Annotated in this window: 8 protein-coding genes, 2 tRNA genes and 2 rRNA genes (1 of these 12 running past the window's edge); 5 read left to right on the top strand and 7 right to left on the bottom strand. The window is 40.3% G+C overall.

The annotated features are described in order from the left end of the window. From HIPMA_RS01335 to HIPMA_RS01315, 5 genes are all read right to left on the bottom strand, one after another. A 23S ribosomal RNA gene (locus HIPMA_RS01335) occupies positions 1-1376 on the bottom strand; it reaches 1920 nt to the left of the window's first position. 124 nt (positions 1377-1500) lie between these two features. Further along, positions 1501-1576, bottom strand: a tRNA-Ala gene (locus HIPMA_RS01330). Positions 1577-1578: 2 nt separating this feature from the next. Next, positions 1579-1655 (bottom strand) — tRNA-Ile (locus tag HIPMA_RS01325). 88 nt (positions 1656-1743) lie between these two features. Next, positions 1744-3401 (bottom strand): 16S ribosomal RNA (locus tag HIPMA_RS01320). The 16S and 23S rRNA genes sit together here with 2 tRNA genes alongside, the layout of an rRNA operon. Positions 3402-3574: 173 nt before the next feature. Beyond that, positions 3575-4210 (bottom strand): YdcF family protein, encoded by a 636-nt coding sequence (locus HIPMA_RS01315; protein WP_218915358.1) that lies wholly within the window; start codon positions 4208-4210, stop codon positions 3575-3577. A 300-nt stretch (positions 4211-4510) separates the two neighbouring features. Between HIPMA_RS01315 and rpoD the strand changes: the two genes are divergently transcribed. Genes rpoD through HIPMA_RS01290 form a run of 5 tightly spaced genes read left to right on the top strand, consistent with a single transcriptional unit; the run spans position 4511 to position 9196 of the window. Further along, the gene (gene rpoD, locus HIPMA_RS09845) at positions 4511-5986 is read left to right on the top strand and encodes an RNA polymerase sigma factor RpoD (protein ID WP_013681280.1); all 1476 of its coding nucleotides are present in this window, start codon (positions 4511-4513) and stop codon (positions 5984-5986) included. Next, positions 5983-6705 carry a pseudouridine synthase gene (locus HIPMA_RS01305; protein ID WP_013681279.1) on the top strand — a complete coding sequence of 241 codons (723 nt, stop codon included), beginning with the start codon at positions 5983-5985 and terminating at the stop codon, positions 6703-6705. Before rpoD ends, HIPMA_RS01305 begins: the two co-directional genes overlap by 4 nt. Then, the gene (gene ruvB, locus HIPMA_RS01300; protein ID WP_013681278.1) at positions 6695-7663 is read left to right on the top strand and encodes a Holliday junction branch migration DNA helicase RuvB; all 969 of its coding nucleotides are present in this window, start codon (positions 6695-6697) and stop codon (positions 7661-7663) included. Before HIPMA_RS01305 ends, ruvB begins: the two co-directional genes overlap by 11 nt. Further along, entirely contained in the window at positions 7660-8469 is an 810-nt protein-coding gene (locus tag HIPMA_RS01295) for a tetratricopeptide repeat protein (protein ID WP_013681277.1), read from the top strand. The genes ruvB and HIPMA_RS01295 overlap by 4 nt, the downstream gene beginning before the upstream one ends. Further along, positions 8447-9196, top strand: a complete 750-nt coding sequence (locus tag HIPMA_RS01290) for an SAM hydrolase/SAM-dependent halogenase family protein (RefSeq protein ID WP_013681276.1) — start codon at positions 8447-8449, stop codon at positions 9194-9196. Before HIPMA_RS01295 ends, HIPMA_RS01290 begins: the two co-directional genes overlap by 23 nt. Here HIPMA_RS01290 and HIPMA_RS01285 read toward each other — a convergent pair. Both HIPMA_RS01285 and amrB read right to left on the bottom strand, forming a co-directional pair. Then, positions 9126-10556: a ComEC/Rec2 family competence protein gene (locus tag HIPMA_RS01285; protein WP_013681275.1), complete on the bottom strand. Its 1431-nt coding sequence runs from the start codon at positions 10554-10556 to the stop codon at positions 9126-9128. The genes HIPMA_RS01290 and HIPMA_RS01285 overlap by 71 nt on opposite strands. Next, positions 10553-11356 carry an AmmeMemoRadiSam system protein B gene (gene amrB / locus HIPMA_RS01280; protein ID WP_013681274.1) on the bottom strand — a complete coding sequence of 268 codons (804 nt, stop codon included), beginning with the start codon at positions 11354-11356 and terminating at the stop codon, positions 10553-10555. The genes HIPMA_RS01285 and amrB overlap by 4 nt, the downstream gene beginning before the upstream one ends. Position 11357 lies beyond the last annotated feature (1 nt).

The following is an 11357-nucleotide window of genomic DNA, read 5'->3' as shown; positions in this document are numbered from 1 at the left end:
AGAGGTTTTCACTCTCTTTTTCGCTACTCGTGCCGGCATACTCACTTCCTGCCGCTCCAGCGCTCCTTACGGTACGCCTTCATTGCTGACAGGAACGCTCCCCTACCACGCATCCTAAAGGATGCATCCGCTGCTTCGGTGCTAACCTTGAGCCCCGTTAAATCTTCGGCGCCGAGGCACTCGACCAGTGAGCTGTTACGCTTTCTTTAAAGGGTGGCTGCTTCTAAGCCAACCTCCTGGCTGTCTTAGCGCCTCGACCTCCTTTTCCACTTAGGTTAGACTTTGGGACCTTAGCAGGCGGTCTGGGCTGTTTCCCTCTCGGCCACGGACCTTGTCGCCCGTAGCCTGACTCCCCCGGATGGTACAGGCGGTATTCGGAGTTTGACTGGGTTTGGTAGGCTGGTGGGCCCCCTAGCCCAATCAGTGCTCTACCCCCGCCGTCCTTACCGGGAGGCTATACCTCAATATATTTCGGGGAGAACCAGCTATCTCTGAGTTTGATTGGCCTTTCACCCCTATCCACAGCTCATCCGAGCAGTTTTCAACCTACACCGGTTCGGGCCTCCAGTGGGTTTTATCCCACCTTCACCCTGGCCATGGATAGATCACTCAGTTTCGGGTCTGCTCCACAAGACTAAACGCCCTATTCGGACTCGCTTTCGCTACGGATGCGAGGCTTAATACCTCTTATCCTCGCCTTGTAGAGCAACTCGCCGGCTCATTATGCAAAAGGCATGCTCTCAGGCTGTGCAAAGCACATAGCCCTCGAACTGATTGTAGGCATGCGGTTTCAGGTTCTATTTCACTCCCCTCGACCGGGGTTCTTTTCACCTTTCCCTCACGGTACTGGTTCACTATCGGTCGATGGCGAGTATTTAGCCTTGGAGGGTGGTCCCCCCAGATTCGGTCAGGGTTCCACGTGTCCCGACCTACTTGGGAACAGACGGGAGAGTCTAAAGTTATTCTTTTCGCCTACGGGGCTTTCACCCTCTATGGCGTGGTATCCCAACCACTTCGACTAAGAATAACTCAGGCTCCGGCCTGTGCGCACCAGGCCTACCATCTGTCCCGCTACCCCCTATACGCAACGGGTGCGCCCTTTAACACGTATAGGGTTTGGGCTGTTCCGCTTTCGCTCGCCGCTACTCGCGGAATCTCGGTTGATTTCTTTTCCTCCGGCTACTGAGATGTTTCAGTTCACCGGGTTAGCGTCCACACAAGGTGGACGGTGAGGGTTTACCTCACCGGGTTGCCCCATTCGGAAATCCCCGGATCAAAGCTTGTTTGGCAGCTCCCCGAGGCTTATCGCAGCCTACCACGTCCTTCATCGCCTGCCATCGCCAAGGCATCCACCGCATGCCCTTAGTAGCTTAGGCTCATACCATGTTCTTTAATGCTTAGGTACTTAAATTTCCCCTATTTATTTGCGGCTTGTTTTCTCCTCTTCATTGCTTTTTAAAAGATCACCCGTGTTGGCCACAGGGCTAAAGGATTTTTTACTGGTGGAGGCTAGCGGGATCGAACCGCTGACCTTCTGCGTGCAAGGCAGACGCTCTCCCAGCTGAGCTAAGCCCCCACTGGTGGGCCTGAGTGGGCTCGAACCACTGACCCCTGCGTTATCAGCACAGTGCTCTAACCGGCTGAGCTACAGGCCCTCAATCCCTTGGCTCTGTGACCTATACACAGTAATAGCCAAGATGGAAGACAGCGCTGGCAATAAAGTTTTAATAATGCACACCTTAGAAAGGAGGTGATCCAGCCGCAGGTTCTCCTACGGCTACCTTGTTACGACTTCACCCCAGTCGCCGACCCTACCATGGACGGCTGCCTCCCCAAAAGGGGTTAGCCCACCGTCTTCCGGTAGAATCGACTCCCATGGTGTGACGGGCGGTGTGTACAAGGCCCGGGAACGTATTCACCGCAGTGTAGCTGACCTGCGATTACTAGCGATTCCGGCTTCATGCAGTCGAGTTGCAGACTGCAATCCGAACTGGGGGATGGTTTTTGGGATTAGCTCACCCTCGCGGGTTTGCAACCCTTTGTCCACCCCATTGTAGCACGTGTGTAGCCCTGGGCATAAGGGCCGTGATGACTTGACGTCATCCCCACCTTCCTCCAGGTTATCCCTGGCGGTCCCCTTAGAGTGCTCGGCCGAACCGTTAGCAACTAAGGGCGAGGGTTGCGCTCGTTGCGGGACTTAACCCAACATCTCACGACACGAGCTGACGACAGCCATGCAGCACCTGTGCTGGCTCCCTCACCCGAAGGTAAGGGTCGTTCCCCTTTCGGTTCACTACCACCAGCATGTCAAGCCCAGGTAAGGTTCTTCGCGTATCATCGAATTAAACCACATGCTCCACCGCTTGTGCGGGCCCCCGTCAATTCCTTTGAGTTTTAGCCTTGCGGCCGTACTCCCCAGGCGGGACGCTTAACGCGTTAGCTTACGGCACCGGGAAGAGTACCTCCCGACACCCAGCGTCCATCGTTTAGGGCGTGGACTACCAGGGTATCTAATCCTGTTTGCTCCCCACGCTTTCGTGCCTCAGCGTCAGTTGCGTTCCAGTGAGCCGCCTTCGCCACCGGTGTTCTTCCCGATATCTACGGATTTCACCCCTACACCGGGAATTCCGCTCACCTCTCCCGCACTCTAAGACCTGCAGTATCCAACGCAGTTCTTGGGTTGAGCCCAAGGCTTTCACGTTGGACTTACAGGCCCGCCTACGCACGCTTTACGCCCAGTGATTCCGAACAACGCTCGCACCCTACGTATTACCGCGGCTGCTGGCACGTAGTTAGCCGGTGCTTCCTCTGAGGGTACCGTCAAGTGCAAAGGGGTATTAGCCCTCGCACCTTCTTCCCCTCTGACAGGAGTTTACGACCCGAAGGCCTTCATCCTCCACGCGGCGTCGCTGGGTCAGGGTTTCCCCCATTGCCCAATATTCCCCACTGCTGCCTCCCGTAGGAGTCTGGACCGTGTCTCAGTTCCAGTGTGGCTGACCATCCTCTCAGACCAGCTACCCGTCGTAGGCTTGGTAGGCCGTTACCCCACCAACTACCTGATAGGCCGCGGGCCCATCCTGAAGCGATAGCTTGCAAGCAGAGGCCACCTTTCCCCCCTGCACTTATCTTAAAACACAGAGAATTAAAAGAGTAAAAGAGGTAAAGGACAAAACACATAACCTCTTCTACCATCCTCTTGTATTCTAAGATAAGTGCAGGGGAACTATCCGGTATTAGCCCACCTTTCGGTGGGTTATCCCGGACTTCAGGGCAGGTTACCCACGTGTTACTCACCCGTGCGCCGGTTTACTCGTCTCCCGAAGGAGACTTTCTCCCACGACTTGCATGTGTTAGGCACGCCGCCAGCGTTCGTTCTGAGCCAGGATCAAACTCTCATGTTAAAACATGAAAAGAAAGATTATCTTATCTGGCTAAAACTCTATATCAACCAGGGCTATCTTTCCATCTTGGCTTTTAAAAGACCGTGTCGCTTCCAAGCGACGGAATGAGAATATAATACACTTTGGGGGAAAAGTCAAGCCTTAAATCAACATTTTATTGTTTTTTGTTATTGTTATTCTAATAAGGAAAAAGCAGGGATACCTCTTAAATAAAGACTAAAAATTCCAATATATTCGTGAATAGCTTTGTAGCTTTTGTAAAAATTTCCCATTTGGGGTAAGAAGTCCCAAAATACATAACTGCCTCTTTCTTTAAAGAAATTAACAGGTCTTGAATGAACCCTAAAGCCAAAGTATCTAAATAGAATATTAGCTCTCTTTTGATGATAAGCACTTGTCACAATAAATATATCTTTCTTTATTTTCATCTTTTCAAAAAATTTAGATGTGTATTTTGCATTTTGATATGTGTTAAGTGACTTATTTTCAAAGTATATCTTGATTTTGCAGTTACATATTTTTGCTATGATTTCTATATCATTTTTAGCTTGAGCCGAATCGTTATACTTCAGTCCGCCACCAGAAAAAATTAAAGGAATATTATATCTTTTTGCAAGAAGAATGCCATACATCAATCTTTTAAAAGCTTCGGGGTATGTTTTTATTCTGTCATAGGGGTTTGAGCCGCCCGATAAAACAACTACCGCAGAGGCTGTATCTGAGGATGTTTTAATATCTTCTAAATATGATAACAAAAGATTCTTTCCCGGGGTTGTAGAAATAAACCACAAAACAAAAGCCGACACCATAAAAAACCACCTAAAACGCTTAACTAAAAAAGAGGCAGTAATTAATATTAAAACACAAGAGCCAGGAGGAAGTATGAGATAAGTAAAAAGTTTAGATAAAAAACATAGAGAAATTTTTACAAAAAATTGGCTGTTTTTCAAATTTTAGCTTGAAAAAACGGGTCTATTTCCTATAATTAGCCGTTACGAAAAAGTCGTAGTTGAGCTTGACATTTTGGAGTTTGAGACCAAATTATATTTAATGATGACACCTCTTATTAGGTTAGAGTTTATCACAAAATCATAGAAAGGGTGGTAGCGATGGATAAAAATTTAAACGATGATGCTATTAGGAGGATTCTCAGCGAAGGCAAAAAGAAAGGGTATGTCACCTACGATGAGATAAATGATATATTACCTGAGGGTATCAGTGTAGATGAGATAGATGACATAATTAGACAGTGCGACGATTTGGATATCGACATAGTTGATACAGATAAGGTTAGTTCTGAAAAAAACATAGAAGAATTTGAGCTCGAAGAGGATGAAGAGGTAGGAAGCGCAATAAGAATGTATCTGCGCGAGATGGGAAACATACCGCTTCTAAGTAGAGAAGAGGAAATAGAGATAGCTAAAAAAATAGAGGAACATAAGAACAATCTAACAAGAAAACTTATAGAGATGCCTTTTACTTGCGAAGCTATAGAGGAGTTAAGGCAAAAAATCATAGAAGGCGAAGAAAAAGTAAAAAATATATCCAACGCGCTGGATCTAAGCTACAAATACGATGACGACGAGAGCGATGAAGACCATACTTCTAAAGAAACATTACTAAAAATACTGGAAAGCATAATAGAAAAATATCAACAGCTTTCCAAAGCGCAATATCAAGAGGAAATATCTCAACTAAAAGAGGATATATTCAACCACTTTACGGAAATAGCCTTAAGTGATAAGTATATACAGAAAATGACTCAATCATTTATAGATAGGGTAAAATCTAACAAAAACCTACCAAATAGAGAACGACTCATAGACATATTAAACGAGATAGAAAAAGAAAGAAAAGAGGTAGAAGAAGTCAAACAGAGAATGATAAAAGCAAACTTGAGATTGGTTGTTTCTATTGCAAAAAAACATCTAAATAGAGGTTTGTCTTTTTTGGATTTAATCCAAGAGGGCAATATTGGTTTAATGAAATCTGTGGATAAATTTGATTACAAGAAGGGATTCAAATTTTCAACATACGCAACCTGGTGGATTAGGCAATCCATATCAAGAGCTATTGCAGATCAGGCAAGGACTATAAGAATACCCGTACACATGATAGAAACAATAAATAAGATAGTAAGGGCATCGAAACTTTTGATTCAAGAAAATGGAAAAGAACCTACAGCGCAGGAACTTGCAGAATATTTAGGTATGGACGAAGAAAAAATAAAGAGCATAATAAAAATAGCAAAAGAACCCATATCTTTGGAAACGCCGATAGGCGATGACAACGATACACATTTAGAGGATTTTATAGAGGACACAAAGTCCGAATCACCACTTGATTATGTAATAAAATCAAATCTAAAAGAAAAAGTTGAAGAAGTGCTCTCTACGCTTACCGATAGAGAAAGAAAAGTTCTCATGATGAGATACGGTATAGGTGATGGTTTTGATCATACACTGGAAGAGGTAGGTAAGGTTTTGGGTGTAACGAGAGAAAGGGTAAGACAAATTGAAGCAAAAGCCTTAAGAAAACTTAGACATCCTAAAAGAAGTAGGGTGTTAGCAAGCTTTGTAGAATGAGGATAAATAAATATATAGCTACGGCCTTAAAAATTTCCCGTAGAGAGGCCGACAATTACGTAAAAGAGGGTAGGGTAAAAGTAAATGGGAAATCAATCACCTCTTTTGTAGAGGTTGATGGAAGCGATAAAGTAGAGGTAGATGGAGAGCTTTTAAGCCTGAACAAGAAAAAATCTTACTTCGCCTTTTATAAACCCCCTTTTGTTATAAGTTCTACAAAAGACAATGAAGGAAGAACAACAGTTTGTGATTTTTTTAAAAACATAGAAGAAAAACTAATATGCGTAGGAAGGCTCGATTATTTGTCCGAAGGCCTTCTAATTATTACAAGCGATGGTGAGTTTGCAAATCTTCTTATGCACCCCCGTTTTAAAATAAGAAAAACCTACCTCGTAAAAACCAAGGGTCCAATTAAAACGGAAACATTAAAAGCTATGAGTAAAGGGGTAAATTTAGAAGACGGTTTTTTCAGACCCATAAGAATTAAAAAAACAAATAGTCCAAATTGGGTATTGATCTCCATAGATACCGGAAGAAACAGAATAATTAGGCGTTTTTTGAAAAAATTTGATATAAAGATAGATAAACTGAAACGCATAGCCATTGGAAATATAGAGCTTGGCAATCTTAGAAACGGTGAGTTTAGAGAGCTAACCAAACAAGAAATAGAAACCATAAAGAGAACCACATCGAATCAGGATGTAAAAAATGGAAGATAAGCTAAACAGCCAGAATTTAAGACCTCAAAATTTAAATGAGTATATAGGTCAAAAAAATATAGTAAAAAACCTATCTTTGGCAATTGAAGCCGCAAAAAAAAGAAATGAGGCACTGGAACATTGTCTATTTTATGGACCACCAGGCTTGGGAAAAACAACACTTGCAAATATAGTTGCAAAACAGATGAATGCAAACATCATTACAACAAGTGGTCCAGCTGTAGAAAAGGTTGGCGACATTGCGGCAATATTAACAAACCTTAATGAAAAGGATATTCTATTTATAGATGAGATACACAGACTCAACAGGGCAGTGGAAGAAACCCTATACTCCGCCCTTGAGGATTTCAAGTTAGATATTATTGTTGGTCAAGGGCCTGGCGCAAGAACCATAAGAATAGACCTACCCCATTTCACACTTATAGGTGCGACAACGAGAATAGGACTTTTAACCTCACCTCTAAGGGATAGATTTGGAATAATTTTAAGGTTGGATTTTTATTCGGCTAAAGACTTAACAGAAATTGTTAAACGCTCAGCATCTATCTTGGGTTTAGATATAGAAGAGGACGCAGCTAATCTCATAGCAGAAAGAAGCAGAGGAACTCCACGTATTGCAAACAAACTCCTAAGGAGGGTCAGAGATTTATCTCAAATAGAAAGCAAAGATTCAATAGATGTTGAAACAGCAAAAAAAGCACTTTCCATGCTTGAAATAGATGAGAACGGTTTGGATTACTTGGATAAAAAGTATATTTTAACATTAATAGAGAAATTTAATGGTGGCCCAGTAGGAATAGAGACTCTCTCTGCAAGTATAGGCGAAGATAAGTCAACCTTAGAGGACGTAGTAGAACCATATTTACTGCAAATAGGATATCTAAAAAGAACCCCCAAAGGAAGGGTTGCAACACCACTAGCTCTAAAAAACGTAAAATACAAAAGGAGCTTAATATGAAAAGAATAATCCACAAATTGATATTAGTTGCAATATCCATTGCATTTATATCTTCTTGTAGCCCAGTAAATTCAAACATAAAACAGCCAACAGAAAACCAAAAAAAGATAAGACTAGCTTTAATACAGTATGAAATGGCACGTAATATTATTTTACATAAAGATTATAAAAATCTATCCCAAGCTTTTACTTATCTAAATCAAGCAAAAAAGGTTTTAAATAACGATCCACGTGTATATTACATGCTTGCTATAGCATACAAAATGAGGAAAAATTTAGACAAATACGAGGAAAACCTTAAAAGAGCCATACAAATCAACCCTAACTTCTTTGACGCTTACAATGGTTTAGGTATATACTATTTTGAAAAGGGTCAATACAAAAAAGCCTTAGAAATATTCACAAAGCTAATAAATAACCCTCTATATCCAGGCGCAGATGTAGCTTTTTTTAACCGATCAAGGGTTTATCTAAAGCTTAAGAACATCAAAGCTGCAGAAGACGACCTAAAGAGTGCTATTATATTTTCCAACTATTCCAATAAATTGTACTACAAAAACCTCATAAGTATACAGATGGCAAATAGGGAATACATAAAAGCCTTGGAAACCCTCATGGAGATGGAGAACAGAATAGGTCAAAGTTGCTATACAATAACCACAAAAGCTTTATGCTTCATAAAACTCCGTGATTTTAAAAGGGCAAAGGATGAATTAAATAAAATAAAGGATGTCTCATCGCCGTGTGCTTTAAAAAAAATCAAATTGTTAGAGGAGATTGAAGATGATAATAACACTAACAACTGACTTTGGTGATAGCGGCGGCTTTGTAGCTCAATTAAAGGCAGAAATATTAAAACTATTTGGTGAGAGTGTGAAAATAGTCGACATAACCCATAGCATAAAACCATTTAACGCTATCGAAGCAGCCTATATAACTAGAACAACTATACCTGCATTTCCGGAAAATTCTCTACATATTGTGGTTATAGATCCTGGAGTAGGAACAAATAGAGATATAGTGGCTGTTGAGTATAAAAACCGATATATAATATCTCCAGATAATGAAGCTTTGAGCTTAATAGAGCCATCAAAAATCATAAGAATTGACAAAAGCAGGGTGAACCCCAACAGTTCTTCGACATTTGAAGCGCGAGATATAATGGTCAAGGCAGCTTATATATTACACAAAGATGGAATAAATAGTCTCGGAGAGAAAAAAGAGTCTTTGGGGTACAGTCTAAAACCCCAAAAAGTAAAAAATAAAATCAAAGGAAAGATTATCTATATAGACAACTTCGGCAACTGTATATCAAATATAAACAAAGACCTATTAAAAAATGGATTTGAAAGGATATTACTCAAAAACCTCATATTTAGACACCTGGAAAAAACCTACCACTCACCAACAAGCTCTTACAAGGCACTTATTAACTCTGCAGGATTTTTGGAGTTTGCTTACTTTAAAAAGAATTTTGCCCAGGAGTTTGAAGTGGGCTATTTTGATGAGGTAGAAGTTTACTTAAAACAATAACAGATAAAAACAAAAATAGATAAACAAAAAGCATTTCATAAAAATTTAGCTTAACACTATAAGAGCGCAGATAAAGTGCAAAGAATGCTTCTAATTTCAAAAACATCCCTATAATCCAGTTAATAACATCAAATAACCAAACCTTAAAAACACTATAAGGAAGAAAAGAAGCTAAAGAGCCAATAAAAGCCAAGGGCACAACAACAAAGCCAAAAAGTGGAATAAAAATAATATTACTCAGAAAAGAAAGAGGAGTAAATCTTCCAAAGTAAAAATCGGTAATTGGCAAACTAAACAGCGACATAAAAACTGTAAATGCCAGGAAAAACCAATATTTTTGCAATCTTCTAAAACTAAGTCTATATAAAAATATGGCAATAAAAGTCATAAAAAACGACAAAACAAACGATGGATTTAAAATTATTTTGTAGTTTATCATAACAAATATAGAGGCTATCATAAACAAGATATTATAAGAGGCAGATTCAAAAGAAAAAATAACGCCAAAAGCAAATACAAGAACCATTAAAAAAGAACGCATAGCGGGTATATGAAATCCCGCGACAAGAAAATATAAACTAACAAAAGGCAAAGAGAATAAAGATGATAAAATCCTCAAATTAAATCTTTTATAAATCCAAGGTAACATAGAAAATAACCTGTAAAGCAAAAGATAAAACAGTCCAAAAACAAAACCCATATGCAGGCCCGAGACTACGAGTAAGTGAGATGTTTGGGTTTTCACAAAATCCTTTTTTATCTTGCTTTTAAACTTATTATCCCCAAGAAAAGAGCTATCCAAAAAATATTCAACATCTGAGGATAAAAAATAATGGAATTCATCCTCTATTCTTTTTCGAATTTTAACAAAAACCTTATAAGAACTAAATTCAGATTTTCGAATTCCATAGGCAAAGCCAACATAGTTAACGCCCAATGAATCCAGATATCTTCTAAAAGAAGGCCTCACGGTATCTTTGGGTTTCAGCCTTGCCTTAAAACTAATCACATCTGCAACGTCAATATTGTCATATTTAGCTGAACAAAACAGATAAAACTTGCAAGATCCCCTGCTGACCAACAAAGATATACTTTTTGATAACCTGACATCCTCAACAACACCAACAAACGGTCTTTTAAGATGACATTCGCCATAATAAAACTTCAATGCCAGCATAATAACTACAAAAATTATACTTACAAAAAACACCCTTTTATCTAAAAGGGAAACTAAAAGCAAAATTACAGATAAAGAGATAAAAATGCGACTAAACAACATAGCCGCACTAATTGAGATTAAAAAAAGAAAAACAAACAAAAATGGGTAGGAGTAAAGCTTGTCCTTAATAAAACCTATCATTCAATATAAGCAGAAAGATAGCCTACAACCTTTGAATAGTCGCTGTTAACATCGCCACTTGTTTTATGCTCCACTATCGTGCATGCATTAGCACCCAGAATCTTGGCAGCCGCAATGGCTATATATGCAGCAGAAACACCGCACATCGTTATACCCTTAAATTGCGTAATTCTCATCAAACCGTTTTCATTAAGCTGCTTAATCATATCTATGGCGTTCTTATCCTTTATAAGAGTAGTTGTTTGGTCTTCATAATGATTCATATCTGTACTAACTACTATCAACACATCCTTGCCTGCATCTTTGATAGTCTCTGCTATCGTTTCTGCCATAGAATACAGCTTTGCTACATTGTGCGTTCCTACAACTATAGGCACTATTTTATAAGGTTTTTTGCTGATATAATCTATAAAAGGTAACTGAACCTCAAGGCTATGCTCTTGTAGATGAGCATAATAATCTATTTGGGCATATTCATTTTTTGCTATAGACTCAATTAACTCCAAATCTGGTTCAACATCGCCGAAAGGCATTTGATAAATTCCGTCAAATATTGATATTTCAGCACCCAATCCCGTATGATTTGGACCCATAACGATGTAGGTATCAAAGCTATCTATGAGACTATAAGCCTTGGCCGCAACCTCACCAGAGTAGACATAACCTGCATGAGGCACTATCAAGGCCTTAGGTTTTACTTTTACATCTGGCTGAAACATTACACTATCAAGGTAAGCTTTTAACTGAGAAGGAGAGCCAGGATAAAACATATCCGCAACAGCCGGTTTTCTTATATACATC

The sequence above is a fragment of the Hippea maritima DSM 10411 genome (assembly GCF_000194135.1).
GTDB lineage: Bacteria > Campylobacterota_A > Desulfurellia > Desulfurellales > Hippeaceae > Hippea > Hippea maritima.
Note: the sequence above shows the minus strand (reverse complement) of the source record. Positions and strands in the feature narration are given on the sequence as shown.

Bases quoted from the DNA above. Each gene is read 5' to 3' on its own strand.
- HIPMA_RS01305 (WP_013681279.1), top strand. From the start codon at position 5,983: ATGAGGATAAATAAATATATAGCTACGGCCTTAAAAATTTCCCGTAGA.
- amrB (WP_013681274.1), bottom strand. From the start codon at position 11,356: ATGTATATAAGAAAACCGGCTGTTGCGGATATGTTTTATCCTGGCTCT.
- HIPMA_RS01290 (WP_013681276.1), top strand. From the start codon at position 8,447: ATGATAATAACACTAACAACTGACTTTGGTGATAGCGGCGGCTTTGTA.
- HIPMA_RS01315 (WP_218915358.1), bottom strand. From the start codon at position 4,210: ATGGTGTCGGCTTTTGTTTTGTGGTTTATTTCTACAACCCCGGGAAAG.
- rpoD (WP_013681280.1), top strand. From the start codon at position 4,511: ATGGATAAAAATTTAAACGATGATGCTATTAGGAGGATTCTCAGCGAA.
- HIPMA_RS01285 (WP_013681275.1), bottom strand. From the start codon at position 10,556: ATGATAGGTTTTATTAAGGACAAGCTTTACTCCTACCCATTTTTGTTT.
- HIPMA_RS01295 (WP_013681277.1), top strand. From the start codon at position 7,660: ATGAAAAGAATAATCCACAAATTGATATTAGTTGCAATATCCATTGCA.
- ruvB (WP_013681278.1), top strand. From the start codon at position 6,695: ATGGAAGATAAGCTAAACAGCCAGAATTTAAGACCTCAAAATTTAAAT.